Source organism: Mesorhizobium sp. B2-4-2 (assembly GCF_006442845.1).
Lineage (GTDB): Bacteria > Pseudomonadota > Alphaproteobacteria > Rhizobiales > Rhizobiaceae > Mesorhizobium.
In genome coordinates this window covers 18,461-35,795 of record NZ_VFVM01000021.1, presented here as the reverse complement: position 1 = coordinate 35,795, position 17,335 = coordinate 18,461, and the positions used below count along the sequence as shown (strand labels likewise).

General features: G+C 62.8%; 18 protein-coding genes and 2 tRNA genes. 11 read left to right on the top strand and 9 right to left on the bottom strand.

From position 1 onward, the window contains the following. Positions 1-61: 61 nt before the first annotated feature. Positions 62-1,090 (bottom strand): amino acid ABC transporter substrate-binding protein, encoded by a 1,029-nt coding sequence (locus tag FJ942_RS27925; protein WP_140494320.1) that lies wholly within the window; start codon positions 1,088-1,090, stop codon positions 62-64. A gap of 591 nt (positions 1,091-1,681) precedes the next feature. On the opposite strand from FJ942_RS27925, the gene FJ942_RS27920 reads away from it, so the two are divergent. The 5 genes from FJ942_RS27920 to FJ942_RS27900 all read left to right on the top strand — a co-directional run bounded on the left by FJ942_RS27920 (position 1,682) and on the right by FJ942_RS27900 (position 5,884). Continuing rightward, entirely contained in the window at positions 1,682-2,866 is a 1,185-nt protein-coding gene (locus FJ942_RS27920; RefSeq protein ID WP_140515505.1) for a cystathionine beta-lyase, read from the top strand. A 212-nt stretch (positions 2,867-3,078) separates the two neighbouring features. Then, entirely contained in the window at positions 3,079-4,167 is a 1,089-nt protein-coding gene (locus tag FJ942_RS27915) for an HPP family protein (RefSeq protein ID WP_140515503.1), read from the top strand. A gap of 90 nt (positions 4,168-4,257) precedes the next feature. Then, positions 4,258-4,926, top strand: coding sequence for an RNA polymerase sigma factor (locus tag FJ942_RS27910; RefSeq protein ID WP_140515501.1), 669 nt, complete (start codon positions 4,258-4,260; stop codon positions 4,924-4,926). A gap of 116 nt (positions 4,927-5,042) precedes the next feature. After that, positions 5,043-5,567 (top strand): DUF4142 domain-containing protein, encoded by a 525-nt coding sequence (locus FJ942_RS27905; RefSeq protein WP_140494328.1) that lies wholly within the window; start codon positions 5,043-5,045, stop codon positions 5,565-5,567. Then, entirely contained in the window at positions 5,564-5,884 is a 321-nt protein-coding gene (locus FJ942_RS27900; RefSeq protein ID WP_140494330.1) for a cupredoxin family copper-binding protein, read from the top strand. The genes FJ942_RS27905 and FJ942_RS27900 overlap by 4 nt, the downstream gene beginning before the upstream one ends. A gap of 120 nt (positions 5,885-6,004) precedes the next feature. On the opposite strand, the gene FJ942_RS27895 is transcribed toward FJ942_RS27900, so the two are convergent. The 5 genes from FJ942_RS27895 to FJ942_RS27875 form a co-directional block, all read right to left on the bottom strand. Continuing rightward, positions 6,005-7,225, bottom strand: a complete 1,221-nt coding sequence (locus tag FJ942_RS27895) for an anion transporter (RefSeq protein ID WP_140899597.1) — start codon at positions 7,223-7,225, stop codon at positions 6,005-6,007. 153 nt (positions 7,226-7,378) lie between these two features. Continuing rightward, on the bottom strand, positions 7,379-8,167 hold the full coding sequence (locus FJ942_RS27890) for a GGDEF domain-containing protein (protein WP_140494334.1): 789 nt from the start codon (positions 8,165-8,167) through the stop codon (positions 7,379-7,381). Between the two features lie 185 nt (positions 8,168-8,352). Beyond that, a complete protein-coding gene (locus FJ942_RS27885; protein WP_140494336.1) occupies positions 8,353-8,577 on the bottom strand; it encodes a hypothetical protein in 225 nt (74 codons plus the stop codon). A 289-nt stretch (positions 8,578-8,866) separates the two neighbouring features. Then, a tRNA-Arg gene (locus FJ942_RS27880) sits at positions 8,867-8,943 on the bottom strand. Between the two features lie 58 nt (positions 8,944-9,001). Continuing rightward, positions 9,002-9,307 (bottom strand): ETC complex I subunit, encoded by a 306-nt coding sequence (locus tag FJ942_RS27875; RefSeq protein ID WP_140494338.1) that lies wholly within the window; start codon positions 9,305-9,307, stop codon positions 9,002-9,004. A gap of 141 nt (positions 9,308-9,448) precedes the next feature. Here FJ942_RS27875 and FJ942_RS27870 point away from each other — a divergent pair. The 4 genes from FJ942_RS27870 to FJ942_RS27855 all read left to right on the top strand — a co-directional run bounded on the left by FJ942_RS27870 (position 9,449) and on the right by FJ942_RS27855 (position 12,524). Next, positions 9,449-9,525: transfer RNA gene (locus tag FJ942_RS27870), tRNA-Pro, on the top strand. A gap of 306 nt (positions 9,526-9,831) precedes the next feature. Continuing rightward, the gene (locus FJ942_RS27865; RefSeq protein WP_140899595.1) at positions 9,832-10,701 is read left to right on the top strand and encodes an ABC transporter ATP-binding protein; all 870 of its coding nucleotides are present in this window, start codon (positions 9,832-9,834) and stop codon (positions 10,699-10,701) included. After that, complete coding sequence (locus FJ942_RS27860) at positions 10,698-11,486, top strand: ABC transporter permease (protein WP_140520616.1); 789 nt, start codon at positions 10,698-10,700, stop codon at positions 11,484-11,486. Before FJ942_RS27865 ends, FJ942_RS27860 begins: the two co-directional genes overlap by 4 nt. Positions 11,487-11,513: 27 nt before the next feature. Then, entirely contained in the window at positions 11,514-12,524 is a 1,011-nt protein-coding gene (locus FJ942_RS27855) for an ABC transporter substrate-binding protein (protein WP_140520617.1), read from the top strand. A gap of 395 nt (positions 12,525-12,919) precedes the next feature. Here the strand turns inward: FJ942_RS27855 and hdaA are convergent, their stop codons facing one another. Genes hdaA through FJ942_RS27840 form a run of 3 tightly spaced genes read right to left on the bottom strand, consistent with a single transcriptional unit; the run spans position 12,920 to position 15,375 of the window. Then, positions 12,920-13,624, bottom strand: coding sequence for a DnaA regulatory inactivator HdaA (hdaA, locus tag FJ942_RS27850; protein ID WP_140515482.1), 705 nt, complete (start codon positions 13,622-13,624; stop codon positions 12,920-12,922). A 34-nt stretch (positions 13,625-13,658) separates the two neighbouring features. After that, the gene (locus FJ942_RS27845; RefSeq protein ID WP_140494346.1) at positions 13,659-14,846 is read right to left on the bottom strand and encodes an AI-2E family transporter; all 1,188 of its coding nucleotides are present in this window, start codon (positions 14,844-14,846) and stop codon (positions 13,659-13,661) included. Next, the gene (locus tag FJ942_RS27840) at positions 14,818-15,375 is read right to left on the bottom strand and encodes a CDP-alcohol phosphatidyltransferase family protein (protein WP_140495033.1); all 558 of its coding nucleotides are present in this window, start codon (positions 15,373-15,375) and stop codon (positions 14,818-14,820) included. Before FJ942_RS27840 ends, FJ942_RS27845 begins: the two co-directional genes overlap by 29 nt. A 172-nt stretch (positions 15,376-15,547) precedes the next feature. Between FJ942_RS27840 and purM the strand changes: the two genes are divergently transcribed. Together purM and purN are read left to right on the top strand one after the other, a co-directional pair. Next, positions 15,548-16,624, top strand: coding sequence for a phosphoribosylformylglycinamidine cyclo-ligase (gene purM, locus FJ942_RS27835; RefSeq protein ID WP_140494348.1), 1,077 nt, complete (start codon positions 15,548-15,550; stop codon positions 16,622-16,624). After that, a complete protein-coding gene (gene purN / locus FJ942_RS27830; RefSeq protein ID WP_140515481.1) occupies positions 16,621-17,334 on the top strand; it encodes a phosphoribosylglycinamide formyltransferase in 714 nt (237 codons plus the stop codon). The genes purM and purN overlap by 4 nt, the downstream gene beginning before the upstream one ends. Position 17,335 lies beyond the last annotated feature (1 nt).

Below are 17,335 nucleotides of genomic sequence, written 5' to 3'. Positions count from 1 at the left end.
TCGTCCCCTGTGAAAGAGAAACCGGAAGGCAGATGGTTCTGCCTTCCGGATCACATTTCGATCAGCGGATCGGCGGAGCGTATTGCAGGCCGCCCTTGGTCCACAGCGCGTTGATGCCGCGGGCGATCTTCAGCGGGCTGCCCGAGCCGACATTGCGATCGAACATTTCGCCGTAATTGCCGACCGCCTTGACGATGTTGACGACCCAGTCGTTGGAGACACCGAGATCGGTGCCGATCTTGGTGTCGGCTTCCTGGCCGAGCACGCGCTTGATCTCAGGGCTGGCCGAGTTCTTCATCTCGTCGACATTGGCCTTGGTGATGCCGAGTTCCTCGGCATCGAGCAGCGCGAAATAGGTCCACTTGACGATATGGTACCACTGGTCGTCGCCCTGGCGCACCGCCGGTCCGAGCGGCTCCTTGGAGATGATCTCCGGCAGCACGACGTGATCGGCCGGCGCACCCAGCGTCAGGCGGATGCCGTAAAGGCCCGACTGGTCTGTGGTGTAGACGTCGCAGCGGCCGGCGTCATAGGCTGCGTTGACCTCTTCGAGCTTCTCGAAAACGACCGGATTGTACTCCATCTTGTTCGCCTTAAAGTAGTCGGCGAGGTTGAGCTCGGTGGTGGTGCCGCTCTGCACGCAGACGGCGGCGCCGGACAGCTGAAGCGCCGAATTGACGCCCGGCAGCTTCTTGGCGTTGATCATGAAGCCCTGGCCGTCATAGTAGGTGGTGCCGATGAAGTTCAGGCCAAGTGCCGTGTCGCGGTTAATGGTCCAGGTGGTGTTGCGCGACAGGATGTCGATCTCGCCCGACTGCAGCGCGGTGAAGCGCTCCTTGGCGCTGAGCGGCGTGAACTTGACCTTGGAGCCGTCACCGAAGACGGCGGCCGCCACGGCGCGGCAGAAATCGGCATCGATGCCTTGCCAGTCACCCTTGTCGTCCGGCGCGGAGAAGCCGGCCAGACCCGTCGAGACGCCGCACTGGATGAAGCCCTTCTGCTTGACCGTGTCGAGCGTGGTGGCTGAAGCCGTTGAAGCCACGGCTCCAAGCGCGGCGGCTCCAAGGATGCCGATTGCAATGTGTTTCATGACCCACAGACCCTTTTCTGTTTTCAGGCAAACCTGATCTTTTTTTCCCGCGTGAACGCAGCTTTCCGTTCCGGCCCATTTCCGGAACTCCGCATCGCAGTCGACGCGCCGCCTCCCATTCACGAACAGCATCGAAGGCGATAATTCCTGTGAGGTCAAGGAAAATGACCGAATTCAGATGGGTTTGAAAATCGTTTGCCGCAATTGCCTGAATAGCAGACAAACGCGCCCGCAATTTAGTCAGAAGCGCGAATAAAGCCGGCGAAGCTCGCCCTACGCCAGGCTGCGCTCTGTCCGCAAAAAATCCATCCGCCCGATTACTCTGCGTTACTGTGCTCTGCCGGCCGGTTGCGTGCCGATGTCTGCGCCCTCTGGCTGGATCTGGGTCATGGTGAGGTACGCTTTGCGCTATCAGGCGACGCATGCCGCTGCCGGCGGCGGGCTTTCTGGCCGCGCCATTACGCTTGCAGTCGGCCTGCGGCGGCTCCGGCAATTGGCACATTCGAAGTCGGGGTCCTGGCGAAAGCCGGCTGTTGCGCGGTCCATGTCGCCGCACTATGGCTAGCGGCTTACCAAAAAAGGCGACGACGAATGGCAAAAGACGGCAACGAGCCGGTGACTGGCAAAATGGGCATCAACACGCGGCTTGCCCATTCGGGCAACAACCCGCACGACTATTTCGGCTTCGTCAATCCGCCTGTCGTGCACGCCTCCACGGTGCTGTTCCGCAATGCCGCCTCGATGGCTGGACGGGACCAGAAATACACCTACGGCACGCGCGGCACACCGACCACCGACGCCTTGGCCCAGGCCATAGACGCGCTGGAGGGGTCGGCCGGCACGATCGTGGTCCCGTCGGGCCTGGCGGCGGTGACGGTGCCGCTGCTTGCCTTCGTTTCGGCGGGCGACCACCTGCTGATCGTCGACAGCGTCTATCATCCGACGCGCAACTTCGCCGACACGATGCTGAAGCGGCTCGGCGTCGAGGTCGAGTATTATGCTCCCGGCATCGGCGCGGGCATCGCCGCCTTGATCAAGCCGAACACCAAGGTGGTGTTCACGGAATCGCCGGCCTCAAACACGTTCGAGGTGCAGGACATACCAGCCATCGCGAAGGCCGCGCACGCCGCCGGTGCCATCGTCATGATGGACAATACCTGGGCGACGCCGCTTTATTTCCGTCCGCTCGACCATGGCGTCGACATCTCGATCCATGCGGCGACGAAATATCCCGCCGGCCATTCGGACGTGCTGCTGGGTACGGTGTCGGCCACCGAGGCCTGCTGGAAACAGCTGTATGAAAGCTTCTGCACGCTTGGCTGCTGCGCCGGACCCGACGACGTCTACCAGGTGCTGCGCGGCTTGCGCACCATGGGGGTGCGCCTCGATCACCATCAGCGCAGCGCGCTCGCCATCGCGGCATGGCTGGAGGGCCAGAAGGGCGTGGCGCGCGTGCTCCACCCTGGCCTTCCCAGTCATCCCGACCACGCGCTGTGGAAACGTGACTTTTCCGGCTCCAGCGGCATCTTCTCCATCGTGCTTGCCGGCGGCGGCCAGAAACAGCAGCACGCGTTCCTCGACGCATTGCGGATCTTCGGTCTCGGCTACTCCTGGGGCGGTTACGAGAGCCTTGCCGTGCCGGTCTGGCTCGGCGACCGCGTCGTTGCCAAGGGCCCCTATGAAGGGCCGTTGATTCGTCTCCAGATCGGCCTCGAGGATGTCGAGGACCTCATGACCGATATTCTTCGCGGGCTCACCGCCGCCGCAGCGGCCTGACGCGACCTCTCGGACCGATACCAGCAACGCCTGCAAGGCCTTGACGCGATTGAGCAAACCGGGGCCGCACGCGGCCCCCCGGTCCGGCCATGTCGGCAATATTATTCTCCCCATCCGCAGTTTTGCGGATTTGTTTGACTTCCAAATTGCCGGCTTCCGCTTCATTGCGGCAGCGGAAATCATTCCCCAGCCACCGCACCAAGAGCCTGCCCATGGCGTTCCGCCTCTTTGTTCCCATTCTTGCCGGCGCGACGCTGCGCGAACGCATCATCGCCTGCGTCGGTGCGATGATCGGCATTGCGCTGACTGGCGCGATCAGCGGACTCACACTGGGTAGCGGGCCACATGTGCCGCTGCTGGTGGCGCCAATGGGAGCATCGGCGGTGCTGTTGTTCGCGGTGCCCGCCAGCCCGCTGGCGCAGCCCTGGTCGATCATCGGCGGCAACACGATCTCGGCGCTTGTCGGCGTGATCGTGGTGCAATTCGTGCACCAGCCGGTGCTCGCCACCGGTATTGCGGTAGCGCTGGCGATTGCCGCAATGTCGTTCACGCGCTGCCTGCATCCACCCGGGGGTGCGGCGGCATTGACCGCGGTGTTCGGCGGCCCAGCCGTGATCAGCGCCGGCTTCCTTTTTCCTTTCGTGCCGGTGGCGGTCAATTCGATGCTGCTGGTGGCGCTTGGCTACGGCTTCCACAAGCTGGCCCGGCGCAACTACCCGCACGTGCCGGCCCCGGCGCCGGTAAACAGTCACGGCACCATCGATCCGCCGGCGCAATTGCGTGTCGGTTTTCGCTCCGAGGACATCGACGCCGCGCTTGGAGCGCTCGACGAGACCTTCGACATCGATCGGGGCGATCTCGACCGGCTGCTGCGGCAGGTCGAATTGCAGGCCATGGTGCGCGAGCATGCGACGTTGCGGTGCCAAGACATCATGTCGCGCGACGTCATCTCGGTGGACGAGCACACGCCAGCCGCCGCTGCGCGCCAATTGCTGCTTGACCACAACATACGAACCTTGCCGGTGGTGGATGCCGAGGCAAGGCTGGCCGGAACCGTGGGCTTGCGGGAACTGACGCTGGCGGCCGGCACGGTCGGAACCGTGATCTCGCCGGCGGCAACCGCAACTGCCGGCTCGAACGCCATGGCGCTGCTGCCAGTGCTGACCGACGGGCGCAGTCACGCCGTCATCATCGTCGACGATAAAAACCACATCCTCGGGCTGATCACGCAAACCGATCTGCTGGCCGCGACGGCGCGGATGCAAAACACCGGCAGGGAGCCGGCCAAAGTGCTAGCATAGGCAGCCAGGCGGATCGCCTGGCGTGATTTTTCGGGAACCTTTTTTCGAAACCTGCATCCAATCTTTCGTGCAAGGATCGATGGAGGACACATGCCTGCGCTGACGGCAACATCAACAGCGACGGACGAGCTCCGGCTCGTAGCCCGCGCGCTTGCCCGCGACAGCGATGCCTTTCGCAAGATCATGAAGCTGAACAACCAGCGGCTCTACCGACTGGCGCGCGGCATGGTGCGCAATGACAGCGAGGCCGAGGACATCGTGCAGGAGGCCTATGTCAGGGCCTTTACCAATCTCGGCACCTATCGCGGCGATGCTTCGCTTTCCACCTGGCTGTCGCGCATCGTCATCAACGAGGCGCTCGGGCGGCTTCGCAAAGGACGGCGAACCGTGGCCATGCCTGAAAACCCGGAAGCGCAGATCATCCGGTTTCCCCTCAACCCAAGCGACGATCCGGAGCGGACGATGGCGCAGCGGCAGATCCTCGGGCTTGTCGAGCGGGCGACCGACAGCCTGCCCGACGCCTATCGCGCGGTTTTCGTGGCCCGCGTCATCGAGGGCCTGAGCATCGAGGAGACCGCCGACCTGCTCGGCGTGCGGCCCGAGACCGTCAAGACGAGACTGCACCGCGCCCGCGCTTTGCTGCGCAAGGCGCTGGACGACGAGATCGGGCCGGTGCTGCTCGACGCCTTCCCCTTCGCCGGCCGGCGCTGCGAACGGCTGACGCAGGCCGTGATGAAGCGGCTCGGATTCGAGGGGTGATCTTCAAAGCCAGATCTTTCGCCGATTTGTCGGGAACGTTTCCGCGCCATCCTCATCCAATGAATGTCAACCCAGATGAAGCCCGCTGCCCAGGCTGTCGGGCGGAAGGAGATGCCATGCTTATCAGACACACCGCAGCGCTTGCCGCCCTCTTGCTGCTTGGCGCTGCCCCATTCGCGCAAGCTGCCGACAAGCCGACCGACCCGCAGATCGCCCACATCGCCTACACAGCCGACATGATCGACATCGAGGCGGCCAAGCAGGCAATCAAGAAATCCAAGAACAAGGAAGTCGTCGATTTCGCCAAGGACATGGAGCGCGACCACGAAGCGGTGAACAAGCAGGCGCTCGACCTGCTCAAGAAGCTCAAGGTGAAGCCGGAAGACAATGCCACCAGCCAGGCGCTGACCAAGGCGGCGAAAGAGGAACATGCCAAGCTCGCCAAGCTGAAAGGGGCTGCCTTCGACAAGGCCTATATCGAAAACGAGGTGGCCTACCACAAGCAGGTCAATGGAGCGCTCGAAACCCTGCTCATTCCGTCGGCCAGCAATGCCGAGCTGAAGAGCCTGCTCGAAACCGGCCTCAAGATCTTCCAGGGGCATGAGCAGCATGCCGAACATGTCGCCGGCATGTTGAAATGAAAGCGGCCGTGCTGATCCGACCGCTCCTTGCCTGGCTGGCGCTGGTGCTTGCCGCCGGCCCGGCGCCGGCAGCGACGATCGAGGTGACGATCGACAAGCTCGTCTTCTCGCCCGCAAGCGTCGAGGCCAGGGTCGGCGACACGATCGAGTGGGTGAACAAGGACGCATTCGCCCACACGGCCACGGTGAAGGGCGGCTGGGAGGTGATGATCCCGCCGAAGGCGAAGGGAAAACTGACCCTCAAGACGGCGGGAGCGGTTGATTATTTCTGCCGCTTCCATCCCAACATGAAAGGCCGATTGGTAGTGGCGCCCTGAAAATCTGGGCCGGTGGCGGGACTTGGCCGCAAATACCAAGCCCCGTCACTCCGGAGCACCCGCCACTCCGGAGCACCCGTCACTCCGCAGCAATTGAGCACGGAACAGTCGCGCCAGGGATCAGAGCGCTAGCCATGCCGTGCCAGCCGCCAGCGTTAGCAGCGTCAATGGCAGGCCGACTTTGAAGAAAGCGCCGAACGACAGCGACGTGCCGGCGGCGCGCGCCTGTTCGGCAACGATCAGATTGGCGACCGAGCCCAGGAGCGTGAAATTGCCGGCCAGCGTCGAGCTCATGGCGACGACCAGCCAGGCGCGCTCGGGGTTTTCCAGGCCGGGGATGAAGGGCCGCAGCGCCAGCACGGCCGGCACGTTGCTCATTATGTTGGAGAGCACCGCGGTGAAGCCCGACAGGCGCCAGACGTCGTCCAGCCCGAGGTTCTTGGCCGATGCGACGATGTCCGGTGTCAGCAGCGTTCGTTCGGCGCCGGCAACCACGATGAACAGGCCGGCGAACATGAACAGCAATGGCCCGTCGATTTCGCGATAGATGCGCTCTGGTTTGATGGCGCGGGTGAGCAGGAGGATGGCGCCGCCGATGAGCGCCGCCTTGGCGACAGGCACACCGGCGAAGAAGGCAACGGCCAGTCCGATGCAAACCACCACCGCTTTCAGCACCTGGCGGCGATGCATGCGGCCGCGCGAGACCTGTGGCGTCAATTCGCCGTTGCGCGCGAATTCGGTGCGGTAGACGATGCGAACAATGGCGATGACCGCGACGAGACCGAACAGGGCAACCGGAGCCAGAGCCGCTGAAAAGGCCGGATAGGAGATGCCCGACAGCGCACCGATGACCATGTTTTGCGGATTGCCGGTGATGGTGGTGACACTGCCGCAATTTGACGCGGTGGCGGTCGCGATGAGGTAAGGAACCGGATTGCGTTTGATGGCGCGGGTGACGTGAACGACGATCGGCGCCATGACAAGACAGATGGCGTCATTGACCAGGAAGGCCGACAGCAGGCCGGTCAGCAGGGTCACCATAACCAAAAGCATGAACGGCGCATGCGCATGCTCGATCGCGATGGCACCGAGGCCGCGAAAGGCGCCCGAGACCTTCAGATGCGCCACTACGATCATCATGCCGAGCAAAAGCGTGATGGTGTCGAAATTGATGGCGCGGTAGGCATCCTCCAGGCTGATCGCCCCGATGGCTATCATCGCGGCCCCGCCGAGCAGTGCGATCCCCGCCCGATCGAGGCGCAGGCCTGGTATGCGGCCGACGGCGACGCCGGCATAGGTCAGGACCAGGATCAGCAGTGCCGCCGCGCCCATCAATGTCATGCGAAGAAGGCCCTGCCCGATGCATTCAGCCCCGGCCGGAGCTGTGGCCACCACCTTTAGCGGGCGGCGCGCAAAGCGAAAATACCTTCTGCGTGATGGCTGCAGAAATCCCCAGCGACGCGCCCCCGGCGCCGGTGGCTGGCCGGATCCGCCTCAATGAACCGTGATTGTCGCGGCTGGCGGCGTTTGCTGGGAAACCATCGGATCGAAACTGACCTGGTCGCGTCCATTTGACTTGGCGGCATAGAGCCGCCTGTCGGCTGCCGAGAATATCTCCTCATAGGTGGTCGGCCCGTTAAAGGCGGTACCGCCAATGCTCACGGAAAGCGGACAGGACCGGCCGCCCGGCGAAAATTCCACCTCGCGAATTCGCCGGCGGATGCTTTCGGCAACCAGCCAGGATTGCGAGGGATCGACGCCGGGAAGAAACACGCCGAATTCCTCGCCGCCGATGCGGCCGACGATGTCGGTGCCGCGGAGCTGATCCTTGATCGTCTGCGCGATCAGTTTGAGCGCCTGGTCGCCGCAGTCATGCCCAAGCCGGTCATTGATCGATTTGAAGTGATCGGCGTCGATGATCAGCAGCGCACCGGAATTGGCCGACGCCTGTTTGCGGACCTGTTCGAGATAGGCTTCGACCAGCATGGAGAAAGCGCCGCGGTTGAGCACCGCCGTCAGGCTGTCGGTGGCGGCAACGACGGTGAGATCGCGCTGGGCAATGGCCAACTGGCGTATCTTCCACATCAGGAAGAAGAGAAACGATCCACCCAGCACCAGGGGCAACAGAATGTCGGTCAGCTGAGCCCGCCACACAGCTTCGGGCGAAAGATACGGAAAATTGAACGAATCGACGAAAAACGCCACGCCAATGAAGAACGCCGTGCCGGCGGCGGTGACGGCGATCACCCTGCCCCAACTCGTCGGCGACAGGTCGAGCTTCATCTCTTCAACTCCGTTAGCCGCGTCTACTATGACGCGCCAACGCAAACAAAACGATAAGACTTTCCCTCCAATTCGACGGCAGAGGTTGCAGGGTTACGGCCGCCGGACCGGCGGCCGCCTCCGGCCTGCGTCTCGAAGATTTGTCCGGATGATCGATCCGGACCTACGACAGGAGGGTCCTGCCGTCAGCCGTTGGGCGCCGATTCGCCCAGCGTCTCTGCAACAAAGGATGCCGCGATCAGATCGTCGGCATCCAGGCCTAGAGAGCCTTCGCCCGCTCCCATGATGGCGGCAACCTTATGGAAGGTCTTCAGCTCATGGTCGGAAATCCGGGCGGTTTGCATCTTGGCTTTGAGCTCGGCGATACGTCGCCCCAAGGCGGGCGACGTTCCAATTTCACGTTTCGACATGACGCGGTTTTCTCCTTCCCCAACCCATGCTTGTTTTGCCCGCCATTCGCAGCCCGAATGCTTACTTTTATGAGGGACCGCGAATACAAGGCCCCGAACGCATGATCGTTACGAAGGTTCCCGCGCGACAAGGTCACGAAATAATACGGAAAGGGCGCCGCGGCGGCGGCGTGCCGCCGTCGCGCCGGCAAGCGCATTCGTGAAGACGAGAAGGGATGAAAAGTTCCGACCGGATTCCTGCCCGCGTTGAAATTTCTCACGTCCGGAGCAGCTAAGCCGTTGAAATTATTGGCGATCCCGACAGGATTCGAACCTGTGACCATCGGCTTAGAAGGCCGGTGCTCTATCCAGCTGAGCTACGGGACCGCTGGCCGGCTCGGAGCCGGTAAGATGTCTGCGCTGGCGCCCGCCCGGGCTTTGCCGGTCAATGCGTCCAGGGCGTCCTGCGGTCATAGCGGAAATTTTCCGCATAGGAAATCTGGCGGCGCTTGGGCTCTTTCGGCTCTTCGACGCGGTAGGCGAGCCCTTCCTTCTCGGCATAGGCCACGGCCTCTTCACGCGTGTCGAAGGTCAGCTTGATCTGGCTCCTCATGTCGCCGGAAGTGGTGTAGCCCATCAGCGGGTCGATTTTCTTGCGCATCTCGGGATCGAATTCCAGCACCCAATGGCCGGTCTTGGCCGTGCCGGACTGCATCGCGGTTTTGGCTGGACTGAAAATGCGCGCGGACATGACCACCTCATTGCTGTGCAAGGCAGCATGGCCGCCTCTTCGCCCGTCATTACTGCGCAATGCGGACGGCGGCAAGGTTTTTGCACTTGCAGGTTTTTGCACTTGCCATGCAACACTGAAATGAATAGGCAACAGACCGTTCGGAGTGTAGCGCAGCCTGGTAGCGCATCTGGTTTGGGACCAGAGGGTCGGGAGTTCGAATCTCTCCACTCCGACCACCTTTCACAGAAAAGGCAATCGAGGGCCGTTGGCGCCTGCGAATGGCAATGTGTCGGGTGCAGAATGGGGCTGTCGGCAATCTCCGCGCGGCCAGTTGTCTTTGCTGCTGCATGTCACGGTCGCAACAAAAAGCCGCGGACGGCAAAGTTGCCTGCTCCACCGCATCGACTATTGTGAGCCGGAACACGGCACGGTGTGGGGCGACAGATGACCATCGGACATCGACGGTCTCCGCTAAAGCCTCACGGAGGAACCATGAGCGACAGTTGGACACCCACCCGTCTCGGCGCAGGGCGGCATTCGGCATGACGACGGAAACCGCCACGGGCGGCACGGAGACAAAATTCAGACAGCCGCCAGCCGGAACCTGGATCGCGGTCGATCTCGATGGAGTGACCATAGATTTCGCATTGGCGGCCGGGCGTAGCTTCCAGGCGGTCGCCCGCGCCGATCTGAAAGTCGGCGACCAGGAATTCGTGGCGATCATTGGGCCGACGGGCTGCGGCAAGTCAACGCTGCTGAATGCCGGCGCAGGGCTTCTCGAGCCTTCGGCTGGCAGCGTCCGTGTGTTCGGCGCCCCGCTTCGCGGTCTCAACAGACAGGCTGGCTACCTCTTCCAGCAGGATGCATTGATGCCCTGGAAGACCGCTCTGGACAATGTGGCCATCGGGCTGGAAGTGGCAGGCGTGCCCTCTTCCGAAGCAAAGGAACGCGCGCGAGCATGGCTCGGACGCGTCGGCCTGGCTGCTTTCTGCGAGCGCTACCCTCACATGCTTTCAGGCGGCCAGAAAAAGCGCGTTGCTCTTGCGCAGGTGCTGATCCGCGACCCCAAGATCATCCTCATGGACGAACCCTTCGGACCGCTCGACGCACAGACGCGGCTGATCATGGGCGGCCTTTTGCTCAAGCTGTGGTCGGACGACCGCAAGGCGGTGATGTTCGTCACCCACGACCTCGAAGAAGCGATCGCGCTGGCTGATCGCGTGGTGGTGATGTCAGCCGGTCCCTCGGCACGCATCATCGGCGACTTTCCAATCCCGCTGGCGCGTCCACGCGATATTTCGGAAATCAGGCTGGAACCGCGCTTCCAGAAATTGCATCGCGACATCTGGCACATGCTGAAGAAGGAAGTGCTCAAGGCTTACGGCGAGATTGAAGAAGGAGCGATCCGATGAAAAGGACGACGCTGCTTTTCGCACAGCTAACCGTGGCCGTCATCGTCATCGCGCTCTGGCAGGCAGCGTCGACGACGCACCTGATCGGCGATCCGAACAATATTTCCTTCTTCTTCTCGACCCCGTTGGCGGTGGCAGGCCAGATATGGAAGTGGTTTGCCACCGGGACGATCTGGCATCATCTGTGGATCACGCTGTGGGAGTCCATGCTGGCCTTCGCCATCGGCTCGCTGGCAGCGATCGCGATCGGCTTCTGGTTTGCCCGCAAGCCAAGACTTGCGGCCGTCTTCGATCCCTATGTAAAGGCGGCCAATGCGCTTCCCCGCGTCGTGTTGGCGCCGATCTTCACGCTTTGGTTTGGCCTCGGCATCTGGTCCAAGGTTGCCTTGGGCGTGACGCTGGTTTTCTTCATCGTCTTCTTCAATGTCTACCAGGGCGTGAGGGAGGTGAACACGACGGTGCTGGCCAATGCCCGAATGCTCGGCATGAACGAACGGCAATTGCTGCGCCACGTCTATATGCCATCGGCATTGTCCTGGGTGTTTTCATCGCTCCATATCTCCGTCGGATTTGCTGTGGTCGGCGCCGTGGTCGGCGAATATCTCGGTGCGGCGGGCGGACTAGGCTATCTGATACAGCAGGCCGAGGGCGTTTTCGACGTAGCGGGCGTCTTTGCCGGAATGTTCGTCCTCGCCGCTTTTGTGCTCTTGATCGACTGGATCGTCACGCTGGTCGAAAAGCGGCTGCTTGTCTGGCGGCCTGAATTCTCGAAACCAGGCCGATAGGGCCCAATCCAGCTCAAGGAGGAGATCATGAGGATCATTTCGAAACTGGCGGCCGCCGCCGTCGTATTGCTCGCGGTGGCCACAGACGCGGGGGCCGCCGAAAAGGTCACCATTTCGATCGGCGGAGCGTCATGCCTCTGCTATATGCCGACCGTGCTCGCCAAACAGATCGGCGCTTACGAAAAAGCCGGCATCGATGCAGACCTCGTCGATTTCAAGGGCGGTTCTCAATCGCTGACCGCAGTATTGGGTGGCAGCGCGGATGTGGTGTCCGGCTATTTCGATCACACGGTGAAATTGGCCGCCAAGAACCAGCGCCTGCAATCCTTCGTCGTTTACGACCAGTTCCCGGGACTGGTGCTGGCGGTGGCGCCGGGCCAGACCGGCAAGATCAAGTCAGTGAAGGACCTTGCTGGCAAAAAGGTCGGCGTGACCGCTCCCGGTTCCTCGACCGACTTCTTCCTGAAGTTCCTTCTGCAGAAGAACGGCATCGACCCGACATCCGCCGCCGTGATCGGCGTTGGGCTGGGCGCTACCGCTGTCGCCGCCATGGAGCAAGGGCAGATCGACGCCGTGGTGACGCTCGATCCGGCCGTCACCGTGCTTCAGGCCAGGCATAAGGACCTGACCATCCTGGCGGACACGCGCACCCAGAAGGATACCGAGGCGGTATTCGGAGGCGACTATCCCGGCGGAGCGCTTTACACCCGGCCGGAATGGATGGCCGCGCATCCCCAAGCAACGCAGGGATTGACCAATGCCATGCTTGCCACGCTGGATTACATTCACTCCCACAGCGCCGAAGAGATCATGGCCCAGATCCCCGACAATCTGATCGGCAGCGACAAGGACGCCTATCTGGCCGCGTTGAAAAATGCGATCCCCATGTATTCGACCACCGGGCTCATGGATCCAAAAGGCGCGCAGGCCGTGCTCGACGTTTTCTCTCTCGGTTCGCCTGATGTGGCCAACGCCAAGATCGATATCACGCAGACGTACACGAACGACTATGTGAACAAGGCGAAGAAGGCCAACTGACGAGATCAACGCCAAGCAGCGGGCATATGGCTCGTTCGCCTTAGCCACGGAGTTCACCGAGCGCCGGCATTTCAGCGACTCGGTGGCCTCGTCGCCATTTTTGGTATCCGTCAATTGACGAATACCCGTTCTTCTCTCACCTAGCTTGGCATTGCGCGGGCAAGCCGAACGCGCAGCAATAGTGAGGGTGACTGAAGTCACATGAAGGTAAGCTCGCCGGGCGAGAACCCCAACCGCCCCACTCCCGGCGAGCCTACAACCTGATTTGGAACGCAATCAGGACCGGGGTCAGCCGGCAAGCTTGTGTCGCAAGATCGGTGCCAGCTTTGTTTCCCGAAATGGGACGGTTAAAGGGACATGGAACCACCATTTGCTGGCCGGCCGACCATCGCGCCCTAAACCTCGAACTCGCCCTGCCCCTCGTCCATGGCGCTGACGGTTTCAGCCGCCAGCGCCCGGGTGATCGGCGTCTTGCGTTCGAGCGCGGCGCGGTCCAGCCGCTCCACCACGCGCATGGCCGTCGCCAGGGAGCGCTCGATGCGGCGCACCAGATATTGCACGACATGCGGCTCGACCTCGACCTGTCGGTCGGCGAACAGCTTGGTGATGACACCTGCCAGCAGGAGATCGTCGGGTTCGTGGATCTCGACGGTTGCCGCAGCCTTCAGCCGCGACGCCAGATCCGGCAGCGTGACGCCCCAGGCCGAGGGAAAGCGGCGCGCCGTCAAAAGCAAATGCGAGCCGCTGCCGCGTACCGCATTGATCAGATGAAACAGCCCCTGCTGGTCGACTGTGCCGGTATCGACGTCGTCGATCAGCGCCGGCCGGGCACCGAGATTTACAATGCTGTCGCCAACGCGGTGCGCGTCGACCTGAACGGCATCCGCCCGTGCCCGCCAGATCGAGGCCAGATGGGTCTTGCCGGAACCGGCCGGACCGGCGAGCACGACCACCGGCGAGGGCCAGTCCGGCCAGCGGTCGACCAGCGCCACTGCCTGGTTGTTGGTGCCGGAGACGACGAGTTCGTCTCGCGAATAGCCGGTGCCATGGCCGAGATCGAGCGGCAGCTGGCGCGGCGGGTCGGCCCTCTGGTCGCTCATGCCAGGCTCAGCCGCGCGACCCGGCCAGGCCGGATCATGGATTGATGCCTTTGCGACGATCGGCCGGCAATGGCGGCACGGCCTTGCCGTGACCCTTGTAGAGCGGCGATTCCAGATAACGCGCAATGGCAAAGCGCACCAGGACCGCGACCGCGGCCGATGCAGGCACCGCAATCAGCAGACCGACGAAGCCAAACAGCGCGCCGAAGGCAAACAGCGCGAACATCAGCCACACCGGATGCAAGCCGACGCTTTTGCCGACCAGCCGCGGCTGCAAGATATTGCCCTCGATAAACTGGCCGATGAAGAACACCACCGCGACCGCTACGACCATGGTCCAGTCCGGCCAGAACTGGACGAAGGCAACGCCGACGGCCAGCACCAGCCCGGTCAGCGAGCCGACATAGGGGATGAAGGAGATCAGCCCGGCGAACAGGCCGATGAGGATGCCGAAATTGAGACCGGTCAGCGTCAGGCCAGTGGCATACATGGCGCCCAGCACCAGGCACAGCGTGCCCTGCCCGCGCACGAAGCCGGCCGTTGCCGTGTTGATGTCCCTGGCGATGGCGCGCACCGTGGCGACATTGTCCCGCGGCACCCAGCTGTCGATCACCGCCACCATGCGGTCCCAGTCGAGCAGCATGTAGAAGGCGACCACCGGCGTCACCACGAACAGGCTGATCACCGAGACCAGCGCCACGCCCGAACTCCATATCGAGGTGAACACGGTTGTCAGCAGACCGAAGCCGGATGTCAGCAGTGAATTCAATCCGTCGCGCAGGCCATTGGCGTTGACGCCGAATTTCTGTTCCAGCCATTTTGGATCGAACGAGGTGATCAGGCTCTGCAGCCGCGTCAGGTACTCAGGCAATTTGCCGGCAAAATCGGCCATCTGCGTCGCCAGCACCGGGATGAGGATGACAAAGGCCAGCACCAGCACGACAAGGAAGGTGATGAGGATGACCACCGTTGCCATGAAACGGCTGAGGCCGAGTCGCTGCAGCCGGTCGGCCACGGGATCGAGGAAATAGGCGAGCACCATGCCGGCCACGAAGGGCAAGAGGATGGCGCTGAAAACATAGAGGAAAAGCGCGAGCGCGGCGACGCCGGCAAGCCAGAAGAAGATCTGCCGGCGGAATCCGGCGGATGGATCATCCCCGGCTGCCGCCGGCGCGCTCGCCGCAGCTTCTTTGTCAGGTGCCCGGGGTGGAGCCTTCGCCATAGCCGCTCATATGCCTCAGCCAAGCCACGAGATAGGCTGCGGCCGAAGCCACGGTCAAGACCCCGGACAGCATTATGAGGGCGGGACGAAGTGGATCGAGATGGATCGAAAAAGCAAGCTCACCCAGTACCAGCGCCGCCAGTACAATCTGGATGGCGGTGTTGACCTTGGAGACGAGGAGCGGCTTCATCTCGACGGGATGGGCCATCACGGTGGACAACAGCACCGCGCAAATGATCAGCGCGTCGCGCGACACCATGGTGACGACCAGCCACAGCGGCAATTGCCCGATGAAGCCCAGGACGACGAACACGGAAACCAGGAGCAGCTTGTCGGCCACCGGATCGAGATAGGCGCCGAGCTTGGAATGCTGGTTGAACCGGCGGGCGATGAAGCCGTCGACGCCGTCCGAGATGCCGGCAACGAGGAACCCGGCAAAGGCCCAATCCCAGCGCGCCTGGAGCATGGCCAGCACCACGGCAGGCACCAGGACAAGGCGCATGATTGTGATCAGGTTGGGGATGGTCAAGCGCATGTCCCGTCGCTTCTGTCTGAACGATAGATGATGGAGATGGGGGATGGACGCAAGAGAGAAGCTGCCGAGCTTCCCCTGGTGGGGAGCGGCAGTTTCAGCGCCGTTTTCCTTGCGGACCGAAACCGTTCATGCGAAGAGCCGCAAAGGAAACAGCGACAAGCCAGATATGAAGCGCGATACAGTCAAGCGTAAGAACGGGCTCACCTATGCCGAGGCTGGCGTCGACATCGATGCCGGCAATCTCATGGTCGAGAAGATCAAACCGCTGGTCAAGGCGACGCGCCGGCCGGGCGCCGATGGCGAGATCGGCGGTTTCGGCGGCTTGTTCGACCTCAAGGCCGCCGGCTTTACCGACCCGGTGCTGGTCGCTGCAAATGACGGCGTCGGCACCAAGCTGAAGATCGCCATCGACGCCGGCAAGCACGACACGATCGGCATCGACCTCGTCGCCATGTGCGTCAACGACATCGTCGTGCAGGGTGCCGAACCGCTGTTCTTCCTCGACTATTTCGCCACTGGCAAGCTCGATCCGGACCAGGGTGCGGCGATCGTCGGCGGCATCGCCGCGGGCTGCCGGCAGGCCGGCTGCGCGCTGATCGGCGGCGAGACGGCCGAAATGCCCGGCATGTATCACGGCAAGGACTATGACCTTGCCGGTTTTGCCGTGGGCGCGGCCGAGCGCGGCCAGCTTCTGCCCACCGACGACATCGTCGAGGGCGACGTGCTGCTGGGGCTGGGTTCGTCGGGCCTGCATTCGAACGGCTTTTCGCTGGTGCGCCGCATCGTTGCGACCAGCGGCCTGGCATGGACCGATCCGGCTCCCTTCAATGACGAGGCCACATTGGCCGAGGCGCTGCTCGAGCCGACCCGGATCTATGTGAAATCGATCCTGAAGGCGATCCGCAACACGCACGGCATCAAGGCGCTGGCCCATATCACCGGCGGCGGCTTCCCCGAAAACATTCCGCGCGTTCTGCCGAAGGAGTTCTCGGCCGAGCTCGATCTCGACGCCATCGACGTGCCGCCTGTGTTCTCATGGCTGGCCAAAACCGGCGGTGTGGCGCCCGAAGAGATGATGCGCACCTTCAACTGCGGCATCGGCATGATCCTGGCGGTGGCGTCCGGCCAGGCGGCGCAGGTCGCTGCCGTCTTGCAGGAAGCCGGCGAGACGGTGACGCCGATCGGCCGGATCGTGCCGCGCCGCGACGCCGGCGTCATCTATCGGGGTTCGATCGGTCTATGAGTGCGCAGAAGAAACGCACTGTCGTTCTGATCTCGGGGCGCGGTTCCAACATGACGGCGCTGATCGCCGCCGCCAGCGACCCGGCTTTCCCCGCCGAAATCGTCGGCGTCATCTCCGACAAGGCGGATGCCGCCGGGCTCGGCATGGCGAGGGCGCGCGGCATCGCCACCCAGGTGATTTCCCGGGCCGACCACGCCAGCAAGCAGGCGCACGACGCCGCGATCGATGCGGCCCTCACGGCCTTCAATGCCGAGATCGTGGCACTGGCCGGCTATATGCGCATTTTGACCACCGGCCTCGTCCAGAAATGGCAGGGTCGCATGATCAACATCCACCCCGCTCTGTTGCCGGCCTTCAAGGGGCTCGATACGCATGCGCGCGCGCTGGTGGCGGGTATGCGTATCCATGGCTGCACGGTGCATTTCGTCACGTCCGAGATGGATGACGGCCCGATCATCGCACAGGCGGCGGTGCCGGTAATGGTCGGCGACAATGCCGACACACTTGCCGCACGAGTGCTGAAGGTGGAACACCAGCTCTATCCGCTGGCGCTGGGGCTGGTCGCCGAGGGCAAGGCGCGGATGGAAAAGGGCCGCACCGTATTTGCCCGCTTCGCCGACGATGCCGACAATGCAACCTCGATGATCATTGCACCGAGCCCGCTACGCGAGGAAATCGATTTCGAGCAATTGGCGCGGATCACGCCGTAGG

Coding starts and splice junctions, on each gene's coding strand:
- FJ942_RS27925 (WP_140494320.1), bottom strand. CDS start 1,090: ATGAAACACATTGCAATCGGCATCCTTGGAGCCGCCGCGCTTGGAGCC.
- FJ942_RS27920 (WP_140515505.1), top strand. CDS start 1,682: ATGGCAAAAGACGGCAACGAGCCGGTGACTGGCAAAATGGGCATCAAC.
- FJ942_RS27915 (WP_140515503.1), top strand. CDS start 3,079: ATGGCGTTCCGCCTCTTTGTTCCCATTCTTGCCGGCGCGACGCTGCGC.
- FJ942_RS27910 (WP_140515501.1), top strand. CDS start 4,258: ATGCCTGCGCTGACGGCAACATCAACAGCGACGGACGAGCTCCGGCTC.
- FJ942_RS27905 (WP_140494328.1), top strand. CDS start 5,043: ATGCTTATCAGACACACCGCAGCGCTTGCCGCCCTCTTGCTGCTTGGC.
- FJ942_RS27900 (WP_140494330.1), top strand. CDS start 5,564: ATGAAAGCGGCCGTGCTGATCCGACCGCTCCTTGCCTGGCTGGCGCTG.
- FJ942_RS27895 (WP_140899597.1), bottom strand. CDS start 7,225: ATGACATTGATGGGCGCGGCGGCACTGCTGATCCTGGTCCTGACCTAT.
- FJ942_RS27890 (WP_140494334.1), bottom strand. CDS start 8,167: ATGAAGCTCGACCTGTCGCCGACGAGTTGGGGCAGGGTGATCGCCGTC.
- FJ942_RS27885 (WP_140494336.1), bottom strand. CDS start 8,577: ATGTCGAAACGTGAAATTGGAACGTCGCCCGCCTTGGGGCGACGTATC.
- FJ942_RS27875 (WP_140494338.1), bottom strand. CDS start 9,307: ATGTCCGCGCGCATTTTCAGTCCAGCCAAAACCGCGATGCAGTCCGGC.
- FJ942_RS27865 (WP_140899595.1), top strand. CDS start 9,832: ATGACGACGGAAACCGCCACGGGCGGCACGGAGACAAAATTCAGACAG.
- FJ942_RS27860 (WP_140520616.1), top strand. CDS start 10,698: ATGAAAAGGACGACGCTGCTTTTCGCACAGCTAACCGTGGCCGTCATC.
- FJ942_RS27855 (WP_140520617.1), top strand. CDS start 11,514: ATGAGGATCATTTCGAAACTGGCGGCCGCCGCCGTCGTATTGCTCGCG.
- hdaA (WP_140515482.1), bottom strand. CDS start 13,624: ATGAGCGACCAGAGGGCCGACCCGCCGCGCCAGCTGCCGCTCGATCTC.
- FJ942_RS27845 (WP_140494346.1), bottom strand. CDS start 14,846: ATGGCGAAGGCTCCACCCCGGGCACCTGACAAAGAAGCTGCGGCGAGC.
- purM (WP_140494348.1), top strand. CDS start 15,548: ATGAAGCGCGATACAGTCAAGCGTAAGAACGGGCTCACCTATGCCGAG.
- purN (WP_140515481.1), top strand. CDS start 16,621: ATGAGTGCGCAGAAGAAACGCACTGTCGTTCTGATCTCGGGGCGCGGT.